The organism is Mangrovicoccus sp. HB161399, from assembly GCF_013184745.1.
Classification (GTDB): Bacteria; Pseudomonadota; Alphaproteobacteria; order Rhodobacterales; family Rhodobacteraceae; genus Mangrovicoccus.
This window is the reverse complement of the sequence record NZ_JAATVU010000026.1, coordinates 1-16,932: the sequence shown is the minus strand read 5'-3', so window position 1 is coordinate 16,932 and position 16,932 is coordinate 1. Positions and strand designations below refer to the sequence as shown.

The window sequence follows — 16,932 nt, the reverse complement described above, 5'->3', positions numbered from 1 at the left end:
CTCACGCCTCCTGTTCCAGCATGATGTTGAGATGGCCGTCGACTTTTGCGGCGAAGCCCGCCGGGATGGCGAAGGTGGTGTCCTCCTGCGCGACGATGGCAGGACCGGCGAAGCGGTACCCGGCTTCGAGCGCCTCCCGCAGGAAGAGCGGCACTTCGCGCCACGCGCCATCGAGCCAGACCTCGATCAGCCGGTCCGGCTGCGCCTCGGCCTCCGTCAGCGGAGCGGGCAGGGTCTCCAGCCCCGGACGCTGGCCGATCTTGACGAGCCGCAGGTTGATCAGCTCGACCGGCGTGCCCGGATCGTTGAACTCGTAGACCTCTTCGTGGCGGGCATGGAAGGCGGCGGCAATGGCTGCATCGTCGCCCTCGGCGATCCACGCAGGGTCGAGCGCGGTTTCCAGCTCGAAGCTCTGCCCGGCATAGCGCAGGTCGGCGGTGACTTGGCTGAGCGCCGGACCGTCGAAGCCCTGCCCCTGCCGCAGCCAGGCTTCGCCCTCGGCCTCCAGCTCGGCCAGGGCGCGCGCCAGCCGCGGCATGGCACCGGGGCCGACTTCCTCGAAGACGGTCCGGATGAAGTCGCTTTTAAGGTCCGCGACCAGCCCGCCGAGCGCCGAGACCACACCGGGGCGGCGCGGCGCCATCACCTTGGCGCAGCCGATCTCGCGCGCCAGGAAGGCGCCCATCAAGGGGCCTGCCCCGCCGAAAGGCACCAGCGTGAAATCGCGCATGTCGATGCCGTAGCGCGCGGCCATCTTCTCGACCTCGACGAACATCTCGGAAATGGCGATTTCGACTATGGCCTCGGCAGTCGCCTCGATGCTGCGCCCCATCGCCTCCGCCAGGGGCGCGATGGCGGCCCGCGCCGCGCCCACATCCATCGAGAGCTGGCCATAGGCGATGTCCGAATGCCCGAGGATGCCCATCACGGCCATGGCGTCGGTGATGGTGGGCTGCGTGCCGCCGCGGCCATAGCAGACCGGCCCGGGGGTGGACCCTGCGCTTTCCGGGCCGACCTTCAGCACGCCGAACCCGTCCACCGAAGCGATGGAGCCGCCGCCCGCGCCGATCGAACTGACCGAGACGGAAGGCACATGCAGCGGGAAATCCCCGATCATCTCGCCGGTGCCGAATTGCGGCTTGCCGTCGATGATGACGGCGAGGTCGGCCGAGGTGCCGCCGATATCCAGCGTCAGGATGCGGTCCTCGCCCGCCTGCCGCGCCAGCCAGGCCGCGCCGATCACGCCGGACGCCGTGCCGGAAAGCAGCATGTTCACGCAGGCGGTCCGCCCCTCTTCGGCGCGCATCAGCCCGCCGTTCGACTTGGTCAGCAGCGGCTGCGCCGGAGCGCCTAGGTCTTCCAGCGTGGCGTAGAGCCCGTCGAGATAGCCGGCGATGCGCGGATGGACATAGCCGTTGAGGATCGCCGTTGTGGTGCGCTCGTATTCGCGGATCACCGGCCAGACCTCGGCGGAGGTGAAGGCGTAGAGATCGGGCGCGAGCCGCGCCAGTTCCGTCTTCACCGCATGTTCCTGCGAAGGATCGCGATAGGCATGCAGCATGGCGACGATCACGCCGTCCGCCCCCTTGGCGCGGATCGCCTCGACGATCCCGGGCAATGCGGCCAGATCCGGTGCGGTCTCTTCGCGCCCGTCGGACAGCATCCGCCCCGCTATGCCGAAGACCATGTCGCGGGTGATCAGCTGCTCGGGCCGGGTGCAGAACAGCGAATAGACCTGCGGCATCCTGAGCCGCGCCAGCTCGATCACGTCCTCGAACCCGGCATTCGTGACCAGCGCCAGCTTGGCGCCCTTGCGCTGGATGATCGTGTTGATGCCGACCGTGGTGCCGTGCATGAAGCCGTCGATCTGGCCCGGGTCGACCCCGTGGCGGTCCTGCAGCAGGCGGATGCCGGTGCCCAGCTCCTGCCCCGGCGCGCCGGGCGTGGTCAGCACCTTCAGCGTGCAGATCCGGTTGGTTTCCGCCTCGAAGGCGCAGAAATCGATGAAGGTGCCGCCGATATCGACGCCCAGTTTCCAGCTCATGGGGCTCTCTCTCCTGCTCGCCCCCAGACTGGCCGGGCCCGAAGCTGCAGGTCCAAGGCGAAATACGCCACCGTCAATAACCACAGCTTATCGACAGTGGCGCACCGAAGGACGAACCAACATTTTCGCCAGGGCAATCGGCGTCGCTCTGAAGGCTTGTCATGGGAGCATTCCGGTCTGGCAGGGTACTGGAATCGTCCTCCCCCGGCGCTGTTTGCGGAACGGGATTCGTCTCGGCGGATATTCGGCGGAGACAGCCATGCGCGGGACGGGCGGGACGGACGGATTGCTGTCCGGCTCTGCCGGTCTCGGGACGCGTCCCGGCCCGGCATCCGCTGCGCCCGATCCGGCGGGCCGCCGAGCGAGCCATGGAGCCGCCACGTGGCCGAGACCCAGGGCGGACGACCTGGCGGGCCCCGACGGCGAGCTTGCGGCGCTCTGCGCCGGTTTCCGCCGTCCCTCGATCGCCCCCGAGCGGCTGGTCCATGCGAGCCTGCTGCACATCCTGTTCCCGGTCCGCTCCGGACGGCAGCCGGTGGCGCAGCTGGACGGCGACCTGCCGTTCCGCTGGTCCGCCGGCCTGGGCGTCGGCGATCCCGTCCGGGGCGGAGGGCGCCCGGGCGTCTGTCCGGCGGACGGACTCCGGCCCTGGACGGGCGCAGCCCCGGGACGGAGTCCGGCCGTCTTCAGCAGGCACCGCGACCGCCTGCCCGCCACGGACATGCCGCGCACGGCGATGGCCGCCATCCCGGCGCATCGCGAGGCCGCCCCGCTGCTGCCGGACGGCCATTTCCCGGCCGGCGGCACGCTGGCGGAGGCCCGGGCGCCGATGAAGAGCATGCGGCCGAAGGAGGGCGGCGATCCTCCGGCACGCGGCGCCGCCCCGCTGGACCGGTCCGGAACCCCGTCCGATGCCCCGCCCCGCCAGCCGCAGCCGACATGCAGGCGTGGATTTCAGGGGCGGGAAGCGTCCCAACGCGACGCATGCCCCGGCCCCCGGTCCGCAGGCGCGGCTTTGCCGGAAGCCGCCCGGCGCTGGCGCGATGCCGGGCTTCCTCGGGCACGCGCTGATGGACATGAGGCGTGTTCCGCCGCAGGTCCGGGGAACGCGCCGGTTGCGCAGCGGGCTTGCCGTCCAGGGCGGCCTGGGCCGGGCCGGCGGCCGTGCCGAACGCAGGGCGGCGCTCGGCATGATGCACCGCCGCTCGCCCGGCCCGGCGGCGGACGCTCGGCAAGGGGGTGCCGACGGAGGCGCCGCCGCCCGCCGGACCCGAACCGGTGGCGCCGCGATGGGCAGCTCCGGGCGCCGCCGGGTCCGTGGCCGGTCGCGGGCCGGCCTGCATCGCGCTCCATGCCGCGCAGAAAGAGCGGTTCCCGGCCACCGGCGGACGGACCGCGCGGCACAAGGACCGCGCGCTGTCGCGGAGGCATCGGCAGCGCTTCGAGGAGCCTTTCGGCCGGTCCGAGACGGCGGGCGGCGCGGCGCAGGCCGTGCGTCGCGGCGCCGAGCGGGTGCGCTCCCGCTTCGTCCTCACCCTGGCGGCGGCAAGCCCCGCCCGCCTGCCGCGGCTGCCGGCCATCTCGAGGCGGCGGCCGCCGCGCCACCGGTTCCGGGGGGCGAGAAAGGCCGGAAGATCGCGCCACCCCGCCCAGAACGCCGGAAACCGTCCGCGCGCACGGTTTTTCGGAGGCCTGCCAGGACCCAAGCCTTCATTTGGACCCATGCGGTCCGTCCCGGTCGCGTGCCGCCCGCTCCGCGCCGACCGCGGCCCCGCGTCCCGGCATCGGCGGCAACTGTCCTAGCATCCGAATTGTACGGGCACGTGAACGCCTGGAGGTATCGCTTGATGATGACGTGTTTGGCCGCACCGAGCAGTGCCGTCCCGGCGGACGCATGCCCAATTTCGGGTACCGCCGATCCGCCGCTTTCTGGCCCGTCGAGCATTGGCGGGGCACGCCCTCGGGCCGGGGCGAGGAGGATGCAGAAACAGTCCGGGGGATGCCCCCCGGCGGACAAGGCCCGGCGCTTGCGGAACATCTCCGGAGGCGGCGCCAGGGTGGCCATCGGCGACCTGATGCCGGAGAGTCCGGACCGGTCTGCGCCGACGGCCGAACCTCCGGGCGAGGGATTGAGGGCCGTATGGGCCGCGGAGGCATTCTCGCTGGCGCGGCGGTCGATCCCGGCGCCCGTGGTCTCAATCCACCCGTCGAACTTCTCGAGCACGGCGGCCAGCACCGTCAGCGGGGCCCGGGCCGGAACCTGCCAGTCCGGCGCCTCGCCGTGCGGTGTCGCAGCGGGCCGCCTGACAGCGGCCGCACCCAGCGGCGCCTCCCGGGCAAATTCGCGCGGGCAACCGCGGAGGGAAATGATCGCGCGGCTGCGCCGACGACCACCTTCTGCTTGGGGTGGTCGACTCATGCAGCCGACGCTTCGCTGCCGCGCGGCTAGTGGAATTGCCGCGTCCGCCAATCGATCCGGTGGGCGAAAGCTCCCGCACGCGGAAGACGTCGGCGGCGCCCTGCGATTCCTCTCTCCTGACCGGGCCGCAGCATGTCCGGCTGCCGGTTCTCGCGCTTCGGACGGTCCTCCGGATCTGCCCTGTTGCACAAGGCGGGCTCGGGAATCCCATCGTGAATCCAATATCGTAGCCAGATGGCATGAGCAGACCGCCGAAGCCGACCTGCGGGACCTCCAACTGGAACGCGTATGATCAGGCACTGGGGCAGCGCGGGTCTCTGACCGTCTGGTTCGATCCCTCGATGCAACGGACAGCCAGGCCGTCCGGGCGCAGTGGCCGCCAGCAGGCATATAGCTGTGCCGCGATTCAGGCCTGCCTGACCGTCGAGGTGCTTCTTGGCAGGGCCGCTCGGCCAGGGTGAGCCGGTGAGACGCCATTGGTGCGAGCTCACTGCGAGCGGTTTCCTGGCGAGCCTTCTCGAACTGTCCAGGCTCGGCTGGGCCGTGCCGGACGTCAGCCCCCGTCGCGGCGGCAGAGCGAGACCGGACAGTGGCGCCAGCGGTGCCGCGAAAGCCCGTCGGACAATGGATGTCACCATTCCGCATCTCGGCTCCAAGTGGCCGTTGCACCTGCCCGTCCCCTCTCGGGCATTGCTGCGCAATACCCTGCCGGGCAGCGGACGGCACAGGCACCAAGGCAGAAGGCGAAGGCGAGCGGCACAGCCACAGGCACGGGGCCGCGAAACGCCGGGTCTGGCGCAAGAACCGCCTTGGCATCGACGGGGAAACGCCGGAAATCCGGGCTGTCGAAGTCACTTCCGGCAATGCCGACGATGTCGAGCCGTTCAACGCCACCGGTCCGGGCGAACCGGCGAGGGATGCTGCCGGACCTGCTTGCCCGGATCCCGTCGGAAGGGGAGATCGCCACCGCCGACGGCGCCCATGACACGCGCGCCATCGCGGCCCTCAGTGCAGCGGCGGTTCGTCGGGCAAAAGGTCCCCGGACTTTTCGCTGCGCTCCTCGCTGCCGCTCCGCCGGAACGCCAGGCCTTGGACGCCGGACACAGCGGGGACCCGGGCGCGCAACGAGATCTTGCGGGCGTCGAAGCACTTGGGCCGGGCGCTGTGGCGGAACTGGAGCGGGTATCACCGCCGGAGCTGGGTGGAGATATGAGCCGGCTCGGGAAAGGGTCCGGGGTACCTTTTCCCCGGCGATTGGATGAATTCCATGAAGCGGCTCGGGCAGCGGCCGACGTCCGTTCGGCATCGACCTTGCACCAATGGCGGCGCGTGGCCTCACCTTCGGCCGCCAGGTTGCCCAAGTCCAGATCCGCGCATTCTAGGCTGCGCTCGGACCAATGGCGCTTGCCGCTCGTTCCTGCACCGCTTCATGGCCCTCGCCCCCCGATCACGGTGGCGCTGGGATAAGTGTGTCAGGGGAAAAGGGAAGCTATGGCGCGCAAACTGATTTGCGTAACAGCGCCCTGGAACGGCCGCGACCCGGAAAAGGTGTCGCTGGCCTATGCGCCGGACAGCCGCTGGCGCAACCGCAGCGCCTTCCTGGCCGGCCGCGCCGAGATCGTGGCCTTCCTGGCCGCCAAATGGCTGGCCGAGCAGGACTACCGGCTGATCAAGGAGCTCTGGGCATTCACGGAAAACCGCATTGCCGTGCGCTTCGCCTATGAATGGCAACGCGCAGATGGCGGCTGGGTGCGCTCCCACGGCAACGAGAACTGGGAATTCGATGCCGGGGGGCTGATGGCGGTGCGCCATGCCAGCATCAACGACCTGGAAATCGCCGGGACCGACCGGCTGTTCCTCTGGCCGCAGGGCCGCCGCCCGGACGGCCATCCCTCGCTGAGCGATCTGGGCCTGTGAGCGCGGGGCCGGACATCGTCTTCACGGATGCGGTGAAGTCGCAGCAGGCTGCCCGCGGCGCGCGCGGCCTCCATGCGCAGGCGGCGGAGACACGCCCTTGGCCCGATGCGGTGACCCCGGATCCGGCGCGCTCCATCGAAGCGCAGGCCAGCGTCTTCCTCGGCACCGCCAGCGCGGGGGGACCGCCCTGCACCCAGCATCGCGGCGGCCCGCCGGGCTTCCTGAAGCTGCTGGACGGCGGGAGGCTGGGCGTCGCCGATCGCGGGGGCAACCGGCAGTGCATCACGCTGGGCAACCTCTCCGGGAACCCGCGCGCGGTGCTGTTCCCGATCAACCATGCCGGGCGGCTGCGGATCAAGATCTGGGGACGCGCGCAGGTGGTCGAGGACGACCCGGAACTGCTGGCTCGGCTCGGAACCGGACCGGACGCAGCGAAGGCGGTGCGCGCGATCCTCTTCGGGATCGAGGCTTGGGACGCGACCTGCCCGCAGCACATCCCCCGGCGCTTCGATGAGACCGAGGTCGAGAACGCGCTGAGGTCCCGCGACGCTCGCATCGCGGAGCTCGAGGCCAGGCTGGCGGCGATTTCCCCGGCGCAGGCATGACCCGGCTCCGGACGGGCCGGACCGGGCCATGTCTGCGGGCGGGTGGTCCCTGCCCGCTAGCCCCGGCTGCCCATCCTCATCGCGAGTTCGCCCATGGCGATCGCGGCCTCGATGCTGTCGATGACCGGGATGCCGTGCCGACGCGACAGCTCCGCCGCCCGGCCCGCCAGCCCGCCCGATCCGAGGATGACCGCGCCCGCGCCGTCGAAATTGCGCGCATCGGCAATCGCCGCATCGAGCCTCCGGGCGATGGCATTGCCGCCTGCCGCCGCCTCGGCCACGCCGATGCCCGCGGCGCGCACCGTGCAGACTTCCCCTGCGCCCAGTTTCCGGACCAGCGTGCGGATGCCGGGCACCATGCCTTCCACCGTCGTGACGATGGCGAAGCGCGGGACGAACATCCGCGCGACCGAGATGGCGGCTTCGGCCGCGCAGACGATCGGCGCGCCGAGGAACCGGCGGCCCGCATCGACGGCGATGTCGTCGAAGCAGGCCATGACATAGCCGCCATAGCCGGGATTGCGCGCCAGCAGGTCGATTGCCAGCGGCTCCGCCCTGAGCCGGTCGGCGTAGGTCTCGATGGAATGCGGGCTGCCTTCTGGGTTGAGCACCCGCAGCTCGGTTCCCGGGGCGGCCACCGAGGCCGCGATTCGGGCGACCAGCCTGGTGACCTCGGGGTTGCCGTTGGGATTGACCACCAGGAGGCGCTGCGCAGCCCCGCGGGAGGCCGTGCGGGAGAGCGTCGTCGCGGCCTCCATCTCAGCGCCCCGCGGCCATGTCGGGCAGCAGCAGGGCGATCTGCGGCAGCGCCACGAGAAGACCGGCGAAGAGGATCATGATGGCCACGAAGGGCGTGGCGCCGCGGATCACGTCGTTGAAGTCGCCCCCGCCCTTGCGCACGCCCTGAACCACGAAGAGGTTCATCCCGACCGGCGGCGTGATCAGGCCGATTTCGCACATCACCACGACGAAGACCCCGAACCAGACCGGATCGACCCCCAGCGCCGCGATCATCGGCACGGCGATCGGCACGGTCAGGACCAGCATCGACATCGCGTCCATGAACATGCCGAGGATGACGTAGAAGACGACCAGCAGAAGCAGCAGCGCGGTCTGCGACAGGCCGAGCCCGGTGACCCAGCGCGTGACTGCCTGGGTGCCGCCGGTCATCGACAGCGTGACGTTGAGCAGGAGCGCGCAGACGATCACCAGGATGACCATGCCGGTGGTGCGCGCCGACTGGACGAAGCAGTTCACCAGCAGGTCCCAGCTCAGGCGGCGGCCGCGCCAGACGAAGAAGAAGGCCGCCATGACGCCGAGCGCGGCGCTTTCCGTAGGGGTGGCGAAACCGCCGTAGATCGAGCCCATCACGATGCCGAATATGACGGCCGGAGGGACCAGGTGGCGCAGCAGGCGGCGCTTCTCCGCGGGGGGCAGGTCCGGCACCGAACTGTCTCGCCCGGCATCGGGATAGCGGATCATGACATAGGCCGAGAACAGCAGCGTCAGCAGGATGCCCGGCAGGACGCCGGCGATGAAGAGCTGCCCGACCGAGACATTGGCCAGCGAGCCGTAGACCAGCAGGTTGACCGAAGGCGGGATCAGGATCCCGAGCGTGCCGCCCGCGGCCAGGGTGCCCAGGGCGGGGCGGACCGGGTAGTTGCGCTCGCCCAGGGCGGGAAGCGCGATGGTGCCGACGGTGGCGGCGGTGGCGACCGAAGAGCCGGAGGTTGCCGAGAACAGCGCGCAGGTGCCGATATTGGTGTGCAGCAGCCCGCCCGGCAGGCGCCCCAGCCAGGCGGCCAGCGTGTCGAACATCCGGTCGGCGATGCCGCCGCGCAGCAGCAGCTCGCCGAGCAGCATGAACAGAGGGATGGCGGTCATCACCGGGTTGTTGAGCGTGCCCCAGACAACCCCGCCCATGGTTTCCACCAGCGGCATGCCATAGGCGAGATAGCCGCCGATGCCGCCGACCGCGAGGATCGACACGGCGACCGGCATGGAGAGGAACATCAGCCCGAGCATGCACAGGAATCCGGCGAAGATGACGGCGATGCTCATGCCCTCGCCTCCAGGTCGGACAGCTCGGAGCTGAGCTCGTCCTCGACCGTCTCGGGGCCGAACTCCCGCACAAGGGCCCCCGCGTCGCGGCGCAGGGCGTGCAGCACCGCCTGCACGGCCAGGATGACCGCGGCCAGCGTGAACACCGCCATGCCTATTAGCCAGGCCGATTGCGGCCAGATCAGCGGGGTCATCCACGGCGTCTGGGCGACGGAGCCGAACATCTGCGTCTCGTGCAGGGTGCGGAAGGCGAAGGTCAGCAGGAAGACCGCCAGCGCGGCCAGCGCCAGGGCCGACAGGAGGTTCAGGACCGCCTGCGCCGCACGCGGCATGCGCATGTGCAGCAGGTTGATCCGGATATGGCTGCGCTCGATCGCGGTCACGGCGAAGCAGAGCGGCGCGCCGATGGCGATGGCATAGCCTGACAGCTCGTCGACGCCGGCGAGGGAATGGTTCAGCAGCTTGCGCATCACCGTCTCGGCCGCGACGACGGCGCAGAGCGCCGTCATCATCAGGCCGAAGACGATCGCGCAGGCGCGTTTGTAGGTCTGCATGGAGTCGTCTTTCCTAGGCGGGGGATCAGGGGACGGGCGGGGATCAGAGGCCCAGCTTCGCGCCGACCGTGGCCATCCAGTCGGCCTCGCAGCTTGCGTTCACCGCATTGCACTGCTTGGTCCAGGCCGGAAGCGACGAGCCGACCAGGGCACCGGCGACCGCCTCGATGTCGGCATCGGTCACCTCGGCGCTCTCCAGCGCATAGGGCGTGCCGTGCTCGCAGGGCTCCTGTCCGGTATTGCAGTTCATGGCGTCCTGGTAGAGCTCCTCGGAATAGGCCCAGACGGAGTCGACCAGCGCGCCGATGGCCCCCTGCAGCTTGGCCTGCTGCTCCGCATCCAGCCTGTCCCAGCTGTCGAGGTTGATCGCGTAGCCGTTCACCGCGAGCTGGAGCGCCAGCGGCAGCACGGTCGTGGTGACTTCGGGCCAGCCCGCCGCATTCGCCGAGGCCGGGCCGGTGATCGCGCAGTCGACCACGCCGCGGGCCAGCGACTGCTGCACCTCGCCGAAGGGCATCGGCACGCCGGTGGCGCCGAACTGGGCAACGAAGGCGGCGGCGGACTGGTCGCCCACCCGGACCTTCAGCCCCTGGAGGTCGGCAAGACCGCCGATTTCGGGCTTGCAGAAGATCACCTGCGGCCCCGCGGGCCAGACACCGAGCAGCTTGGCGTTGAAGCGTTTCTGGACGGCCGCGTCGACGGTCGGCAGGAAGGCCTCGGTATGTGCCCTGCCGGCGGCGAAATCTGGGTTCAGCCCGACCAGGTCGAGCCCCAGCATGGTCGGCTCGTCCCGGCTGACCTGCGGGCTGCGGACCGAGACGATGTCGAACAGTCCGGTGCGCAGCACGCGCATGCCGTCGGTATCGGGAATGCCCGCGACATCGACCGGCAGGTATTCAACCTGGATGTCCATGTCGGCGTTTTCCGCGAAATTCTCGAAGAAGGGCTGTTCCTTCTGCTGCTGGATGAGTCCGGAGCCGACGGGCTGTCCCAGGACGCGCAGCGTCGCGGTTTCGGCAGCGGCGGCATGGGCAAGGCAGATCAGGGCGGTCGTGGCGAAGAAGGTGCGCATCGGCATGTCCTTTCTGGAAGACGTTGGATCGGAAAAGTTCTGGGATGCAAGAAAACATGTTTTCATATCGACGCAAAAATTTTTTCATAATTTCCGCGGATTTTCCTGATGGAGAAAATCTCGTTGCACAATGCGTAATCAGATTTTCGTGCCGGGCGCTCCGATCCGGGCAGTCCGCCCGGTCAGAGCTCGTTCAGAAGGTCGTTCATGCTCTCGATCGCCTGCAGGCGCTGCCGGCCCGAATCGTCCGCCAACTCGATCGTGCGGTTGGTCACGAGGTTCAGGAGGGCCATGACGCCGACATGGCTGAACAGCGGTCCGGAGGAGCGGGTCTCGCAGCGGAAATGCCAGTCGACCTGCCTGTCCTCTGGGGCGCCCTCGTCCGTGATCAGCGCGACTTGGGCGCCCGTGCCGCGGATGGCGTCAAGGAGGCCGCCGAAGGCCGCAATGCGCCGCCGCAGGCCGAACGCGATCACCAGATCGTCGGGCCCCATGCGGGCGACATGTTCGCCCATGGTCTGGCCGCCCCCGGGCACCGGAACGGCTTCGTCGACCACCTGGAGAAGCTGCCAGCACAGGTAGCTTGCAAGCGGATTCGACGCACGGTAGCCGACGCACCAGACCTTGCGCGCGTCGAGGATCCGCGCCGCCAGGGCGTCGATGGCGGCGCGGTCGATGCCTTCGAGGCTCTCGCGGACATTGCGGATGTCGGTTTCGATGAAGGAGTCGGGTGCCGCTGCCGGTTCGGTCCCGGTCTGGCGGGTATAGAGGCGCGACCCGCTGCTGCTTTCGGTCCGGGCGTCGCGCCGGGCATCCTCGTAGGACGCGTAGCCGAGGCGCTTCACGAACCGGCTGACGGTGGCGTTCGACACCCCTGCCAGGGCGGCCAGTTCGGAGGCGGAGTAGCTGGCGACCTCTCCCGGGAAGTCGCAGATGAGGTCGCCGAGGCGGCGCTCGGCCGGGTGCAGATCGGGCAGCTTCCGCCGGACGCGGGACAGGAACGAGTGGGATTGCATGGCACGCTCCAGGAAAACACATTTTCATGGATATGCCATTGCGGCCGGGTTGCAAAGCCCGGATCTCCCCGTCGGCACGGGTCCGCCCTGCCGCCTTCCCCGAGCCGGTTTGCCCGCAAGTGCGGCGGGCTCTCCGGGAGGACCGTTCCGGTCCCGATCCGCCGGGCACACGCGTTCCGGCCCTGGCGGCAGCTGCACCGGCAGACCCTGCGGACACGGCTCGGGCCGCAAGTCCGGCGGCCCAGCGGACGGCGCTGCCCAGGGGGCTGCGGACGGTTGGCAGCGACATGCCAGGCACGGCTGTCCGGCGGGTCGACCGCGAGCCGGACGGGGGCACCTCCGCTGAAACGGGCCCTCTTCCGCCCGTCCCTGCCGGTCGCCGCAACCCGGATTTTTCCTTTACGGTTTCCCTGAGGCCTCCCGGCTGGGACAGCAGCCGGGGCGGGACCGGCTTGCCCCGCCACGCATTGCGTCGGCCGCATGATCGTTCCGCCGGCAATGTCGCCCGGCACGGGACGCCGAGCCCAAGACAGGGCAAAAAGGCTGCGCGGCACGGTCCGGGCCCGGTGCGCCGCGAAACTACCCCTCGCCGCCCTTGCCGCATCCCTAGCGAGAGGACGGACAGTGCAAATCGCTCCGGACGGCTATGCGGGCGGCGCCCATGCCGGGCGCAACGTGGCTCAGGAGGTACAAGTGCTCCCCCGGGCCGTGCCGACAAAACCGGGCAGCCCTGCGGCAGCGGACGCGGCCTGCCGAATGTCGCGGCGACAGGGAACGGCACTGCCGGGAAGGCAGGCCCTGATCCCGAATCTTTGCGCAGGCGTGACGGGCGAGCCGGTTTGACTTGGGACAGTGCCGCGGAATAGGCAGGATCGTCCGCGGGGGCCCGGCAAGCGCCTCTTCCCGCACAACCCGGAGCGCTCGAGGCTCCCCTTTCCGGAAGGCGTCCGCGTGTTCGAGTCCTTCTTTCCGAAACCTAGGATCTTCTTCCTGTCCGTCCTCGCCTGGACGGCGGTCGGCATGGCGATCTGGTACGGTCCCGGCGACCGGATCGGCGCGGCGCTCGGCTTCGACCTGCCGGGCCAGGCCGGGCCCGTCGTCGGCATCGGCTATTTCCTGACGCCGTCCTTCCTGTGGTTCTACGTCTTCTACGTGATCTGGGTGGCGCTGTTCGCGGCGGCCTGGTTCGTCCTTTCGCCGCACCGCTGGCAGGTCTGGTCGATCCTCGGCTCGTCCTTCATCCTTTTCACCACCTATTTCGGCGTGCAGGTCAGCGTCGCCATCAACAACTGGCGCCGCCCGTTCTTCGACAAGTTCCAGGAAGCGCTGTCGGGCAGCGGCACCGTGACCGCGGGAGAGCTCTACGGGCTGATCGTGATCTTCGCCGAGATCGCGCTGGTCTCGACCTTCGTCTACGTGATCACCCGCTTCGTCGTCAGCCACTACGTGTTCCGCTGGCGCACCGCGATGAACGACTACTACATGTCCCGCTGGCCGACGATCCGCGGCATCGAGGGTGCCTCGCAGCGGGTGCAGGAGGACACGATGCGCTTCGCCTCGATCATGGAGGGGCTGGGCGTCTCGGTGGTCGATGCGCTGATGACGCTGATCGCCTTCCTGCCGGTGCTGTGGGACCTGTCGCAATACGTCACCGAGCTGCCGCTGGTCGGCGCCATCCCCGAGCCGCTCTTCGTCGCGCTGGTCTTCTGGGCGGCCTTCGGCACCGTGCTGCTGGCCGCGGTCGGGGTGAAGCTGCCGGGGCTGGAATTCCTCAACCAGCGGGTCGAGGCGGCCTACCGCAAGGAGCTGGTCCACGGCGAGGACGATCCGTCCCGCGCAGGACCGCCGACGGTCGCGGCACTGTTCTCGGACGTGCGCCGGAACTACTTCCGGCTCTACTTCCACTACATGTATTTCAACATCGCCCGCGGCTTCTACCTGCAGGCGGACAATATCTACGTCAACATCATCCTGGTGCCGACAATCGTGGCGGGCAAGATCACGCTGGGGATCTGGCAGCAGATCCTGACGGCTTTCGGCCAGGTCAGCAACTCGTTCCAGTTCCTGGTGAATTCCTGGACGACGATCGTCGAGATGCTGTCGATCTACAAGCGCCTGCGGGCCTTCGAGGCCGCCTTCAAGGGCGAGGCGCTGGCACCGATCGAGCAGGAGGCCGAGGGCGGCTTCGCCCAGCACCTGCCAGATCCCGAACCCGGGGAGGGCGGCCACCAGCGGGTCCACGACATCGAACGCTGACGCGGCCCCGGCGGAGGTCGCCGGGGCCGCGGGCCAGAAGCGCTTGACCAGCCAGCCCGTGCCGCTGCGGCTCCGGCAGTCCTCGCCGATGCTGCCGGAATACCCGGCCCGCAGCGCCAGCCCGCCGCCGCCAGACAGCTCGATTCCGGCGCAGCTCCGGCCCGGCTGGAGCTGCATCGGCAGCTCCGTCTTGAAGCGCCCTGAGCCCGAGTCCGCTGTCGAAGCTGGCGCTGCGGGTCCAGGCATCCCGGCTGGAGAAGCTGGCGCACGCCGCCGCGAAGAGCCGCCCCTGCCAGCCGTTCTCCGTCGCGCAGCGGATTGCGACCTCCAGCGCGGGGCCGCGAGGACGGTGGGCTGATCGCTTTCCTCCACCGGGGGATCGAACATCCCCGCCCCGGTTTCCGTGCGGCCCGAGGCGTGGGTGCAGATCATGTCGAGATCGAAGGAGGGCTTCAGGTGGACCCTCTCGAAGGCAGCGGAAGAGGCCAGCCGCAGCCGCGCCCCCGGCGCATCGAGGCCGCAATCCGCCGAGGCCGTTCCGGATTGGGACGGAACGCGGACGCGGCGGTCGACATCATGGCTGCCGCTGGCCGCTTCCGGGACCGGGAAACCGCCCAGCTGCCGGGTGACCGTAGCCGCCACGAAGCCGAAATTGCCGTCTGCATCCGCGCCGCCGCCGATCGCCTGCGCCAGGACACAGTCCGCGGCGTCTCCGGTGGAGGTGACATTGCCGTTGCCGGTGATTTCGGTGCAGCCGTCGAAGGGCGTGTTTTGGCCGTCGCTGTCGCTGCCGCCCGCATCGCCGCCGACGGTCAGGATGCCGCCCGACATGCCTGCCGCGCCGCCGCCGCCGCCCGCAAGGGTCTGCGCGACCACTGCGTTCGCGCCATGGCCCGACGTCGCGACATTCCCCGAATTGTTGGTGATCGCTTCGTCCCCTTCGCCGCCATCTTCGCCGAAGCCGAGCACCAGCCCTGCACCGATCCCGCCGCCGCCCACGGACTGGACGAGCATGCCATTGGCGCAATCGCCTTCGGTGGCGACAGCCATGTCCGAGGTGATCTGCGTCTGACCGCCCCGGCCGCCATTCCCGGCCAGCACTTGCGTGAAGTCGGCTCCGGTCCCGCCGCCGCCGCCCGCCGAGCCGCTTTCGCCGTCTCCCGCGCCGCCGTCGCCGCCAAGGCTGCGCACCGCGATGCCCATCACGCCCGGGCCGCTGGCCGCGATGCCGCCCGAATTCGACACCGTGCTGACGCCCGGGGTCACGCTCTCCGTTTCGGAGCTGTCGCCGCCTGCGCCCCGGCCGTCTTGCTGTCCAAGCTCAGCGCCAGATCGCCGGCGCCGCCGATCGATGCCGCGCGGCGGCCGCGTTGATGCCATTCAGGCCGCTGATTCCGGCCAGGAGCTCCACGTCGATCGCGATGCCGCCGCGGTTCTCCATCGTCACCTGCTTGCCCTGCTCGTCCTTGCCGCCGTCACAGGAGTTGTCGTTGGCGTTGGCGTCGCTGCGGTTGCTGCCTTGGCTCTGGACATGGATTCCGTCGACCCGGTTTGCCGTACTGTCACCGGCATTCCAGCGGATGCAGATATCGCCGCAATTGCAGACATTGGTCTGCATGCCCGAGCCGCCATCGGTGTTGTACAGGCCGTCGGCGCCGCCTTTTCCGCGGGCGTTGATCGCCTTGCCCGCCAGAAAGGCGGTGAAGCGGGACCTGGCCGATCCGATGCTGAATCCACCCTGATCGATGATGGCGATTTCCTTGGCATCCCCGCCGTCGCCGCCGTTCTGGTTGCCGGACCCTTCATTCTCGTAGCCCAGATCGCCGCCATTGGCGGAGACGTTGATCGCATTGGCGCCGGCCTCCAATCCGTCGGGCGCGCTGGCCTCGATCGTGATGGCACCGCCGTTGCCGATGGTGACATAGCCGCCGCGGTGACCGTCCTTGCCGTGCCCGTCCGCGTCCCTGCCGGGCGCCCCTTGGCCGAGACCTACAGCCCGTAGACGTGCGAGGCATTGTCCGGACTGCCCGAGCTGTCGCAGTTGAAAGTGAAATCGACTGAATTTTCGACCCAGACAGTGGGGGCGTAGATGCCCTGCCGGCCTTGCTATCGGCATGCGGCTTGACGACCGTGTATGTCGCCCCCGCGTCCGCGGTCTGGACTGCGCCATTGCCGAAGCTGCGCCAGACCCTGTTCTCCGCTACCGGGCCGCCGCAGCTGTAGCCCGCCCCGACGCTGGGAGACGGCAGCAGAATAATGGTCTGGCCGTCCGGGGGATTGCCGCAGTCATGCGCATCGTCGGCCACCGCCGGTGCGGCAGCAAGCAGCGCGGCGGCGGAGACGGAAAGCAGCAGGCGCATGCAGATGCCGGAGTCGCCGGCATGGCCCTTTCCGGCAGGCTCGAACGTGGCCGCGGCCGGGTCTCCTTCCTTGCATTGCTCGCCTCTCGCAAGCGCAGGAAAGACGGGAAGGTCTTCGCTGCAGGACAGCCCTCGCGGCATGCCGGGAAGGTCCCGCAGGTCTGGAGGCCGCGTCCGCGGCCGAGCCCCAGCGGGGTCCGGGGAGCCCCGTCGCGGACCGGCCGCCTCTCTCGGCGCGTCGCCGGAGCACTGGTCCCGCCCGGACGGAATGTGCCCGGCGATGGCGGCTCCATCGGCACATCCGGGCCGGATTGTTCCAGACCGCTTGATGCTTGATGAGCCGCCCAGGCTGTGTGAAGACTCGGGTTTTGCCGACAGTGCGCGGCTTGCCGGAACAGCCTTGGCCGGTGTCCCGTGTCACCCGGCAGCGTGTATCGCGGCGGCGGTGCGGGCTTGCAGCGCCGCCAGCATGGCCTGAACCCCGAGGATCTTCATCGCCCGCTTCATGTTTTAGGCGAGGACGTGCAGCGCCATCTCCGTTGCCACGTTCTTCAGGCGCTTCATCGTGAAATGCGTGGCGCCCATCCAGGCCTTGATCGTGCCGAACGGATGCTCGACCGTCTGCCGC

The 16,932-nt window shown here is 69.6% G+C and carries 11 protein-coding genes and 3 pseudogenes; 6 read left to right on the top strand and 8 right to left on the bottom strand.

The annotated features are described in order from the left end of the window. Position 1: 1 nt before the first annotated feature. The gene (locus HCC78_RS15730; protein WP_172329747.1) at positions 2–2,044 is read right to left on the bottom strand and encodes a hydantoinase/oxoprolinase family protein; all 2,043 of its coding nucleotides are present in this window, start codon (positions 2,042–2,044) and stop codon (positions 2–4) included. Positions 2,045–2,303: 259 nt separating this feature from the next. On the opposite strand from HCC78_RS15730, the pseudogene HCC78_RS34830 reads away from it, so the two are divergent. The 4 genes and pseudogenes from HCC78_RS34830 to HCC78_RS15715 form a co-directional block, all read left to right on the top strand. Next, positions 2,304–3,607 (top strand): annotated as a pseudogene (locus tag HCC78_RS34830) (transposase); the annotation flags it as partial. A gap of 1,095 nt (positions 3,608–4,702) precedes the next feature. Next, a pseudogene (locus HCC78_RS15725) lies at positions 4,703–5,670 on the top strand (transposase); the annotation flags it as partial. 284 nt (positions 5,671–5,954) lie between these two features. Next, entirely contained in the window at positions 5,955–6,380 is a 426-nt protein-coding gene (locus HCC78_RS15720; protein ID WP_172329746.1) for a nuclear transport factor 2 family protein, read from the top strand. Further along, on the top strand, positions 6,377–6,985 hold the full coding sequence (locus tag HCC78_RS15715; protein ID WP_172329745.1) for a pyridoxamine 5'-phosphate oxidase family protein: 609 nt from the start codon (positions 6,377–6,379) through the stop codon (positions 6,983–6,985). Before HCC78_RS15720 ends, HCC78_RS15715 begins: the two co-directional genes overlap by 4 nt. 56 nt (positions 6,986–7,041) lie before the next feature. Here the strand turns inward: HCC78_RS15715 and HCC78_RS15710 are convergent, their stop codons facing one another. The 5 genes from HCC78_RS15710 to HCC78_RS15690 form a co-directional block, all read right to left on the bottom strand. Beyond that, positions 7,042–7,743: an aspartate/glutamate racemase family protein gene (locus HCC78_RS15710; protein WP_172329744.1), complete on the bottom strand. Its 702-nt coding sequence runs from the start codon at positions 7,741–7,743 to the stop codon at positions 7,042–7,044. Position 7,744: 1 nt separating this feature from the next. Continuing rightward, complete coding sequence (locus tag HCC78_RS15705; protein WP_172329743.1) at positions 7,745–9,046, bottom strand: TRAP transporter large permease; 1,302 nt, start codon at positions 9,044–9,046, stop codon at positions 7,745–7,747. Then, positions 9,043–9,600: a TRAP transporter small permease subunit gene (locus HCC78_RS15700; protein WP_172329742.1), complete on the bottom strand. Its 558-nt coding sequence runs from the start codon at positions 9,598–9,600 to the stop codon at positions 9,043–9,045. Before HCC78_RS15700 ends, HCC78_RS15705 begins: the two co-directional genes overlap by 4 nt. A gap of 43 nt (positions 9,601–9,643) precedes the next feature. After that, positions 9,644–10,672: a TRAP transporter substrate-binding protein gene (locus HCC78_RS15695; RefSeq protein WP_172329741.1), complete on the bottom strand. Its 1,029-nt coding sequence runs from the start codon at positions 10,670–10,672 to the stop codon at positions 9,644–9,646. 182 nt (positions 10,673–10,854) lie between these two features. After that, positions 10,855–11,688 carry a MurR/RpiR family transcriptional regulator gene (locus HCC78_RS15690; RefSeq protein WP_172329740.1) on the bottom strand — a complete coding sequence of 278 codons (834 nt, stop codon included), beginning with the start codon at positions 11,686–11,688 and terminating at the stop codon, positions 10,855–10,857. 951 nt (positions 11,689–12,639) lie between these two features. Here HCC78_RS15690 and sbmA point away from each other — a divergent pair. Then, a complete protein-coding gene (sbmA, locus tag HCC78_RS15685; protein WP_172329739.1) occupies positions 12,640–13,944 on the top strand; it encodes a peptide antibiotic transporter SbmA in 1,305 nt (434 codons plus the stop codon). 456 nt (positions 13,945–14,400) lie between these two features. Further along, entirely contained in the window at positions 14,401–15,318 is a 918-nt protein-coding gene (locus HCC78_RS15680; protein WP_172329738.1) for a hypothetical protein, read from the top strand. On the opposite strand, the gene HCC78_RS15675 is transcribed toward HCC78_RS15680, so the two are convergent. Together HCC78_RS15675 and HCC78_RS33185 are read right to left on the bottom strand one after the other, a co-directional pair. Beyond that, positions 15,266–16,060, bottom strand: coding sequence for a hypothetical protein (locus HCC78_RS15675; RefSeq protein WP_172329737.1), 795 nt, complete (start codon positions 16,058–16,060; stop codon positions 15,266–15,268). The genes HCC78_RS15680 and HCC78_RS15675 overlap by 53 nt on opposite strands. Before the next feature lie 661 nt (positions 16,061–16,721). Then, positions 16,722–16,932: pseudogene (locus HCC78_RS33185) on the bottom strand (hypothetical protein); the annotation flags it as partial.

What these genes read in the sequence shown, in the direction of transcription:
- HCC78_RS15705 (WP_172329743.1), bottom strand. Translation starts at nt 9,046, where the DNA reads ATGAGCATCGCCGTCATCTTCGCCGGATTCCTGTGCATGCTCGGGCTG.
- HCC78_RS15690 (WP_172329740.1), bottom strand. Translation starts at nt 11,688, where the DNA reads ATGCAATCCCACTCGTTCCTGTCCCGCGTCCGGCGGAAGCTGCCCGAT.
- HCC78_RS15675 (WP_172329737.1), bottom strand. Translation starts at nt 16,060, where the DNA reads ATGCCGATAGCAAGGCCGGCAGGGCATCTACGCCCCCACTGTCTGGGT.
- HCC78_RS15695 (WP_172329741.1), bottom strand. Translation starts at nt 10,672, where the DNA reads ATGCGCACCTTCTTCGCCACGACCGCCCTGATCTGCCTTGCCCATGCC.
- HCC78_RS15730 (WP_172329747.1), bottom strand. Translation starts at nt 2,044, where the DNA reads ATGAGCTGGAAACTGGGCGTCGATATCGGCGGCACCTTCATCGATTTC.
- HCC78_RS15720 (WP_172329746.1), top strand. Translation starts at nt 5,955, where the DNA reads ATGGCGCGCAAACTGATTTGCGTAACAGCGCCCTGGAACGGCCGCGAC.
- HCC78_RS15700 (WP_172329742.1), bottom strand. Translation starts at nt 9,600, where the DNA reads ATGCAGACCTACAAACGCGCCTGCGCGATCGTCTTCGGCCTGATGATG.
- HCC78_RS15710 (WP_172329744.1), bottom strand. Translation starts at nt 7,743, where the DNA reads ATGGAGGCCGCGACGACGCTCTCCCGCACGGCCTCCCGCGGGGCTGCG.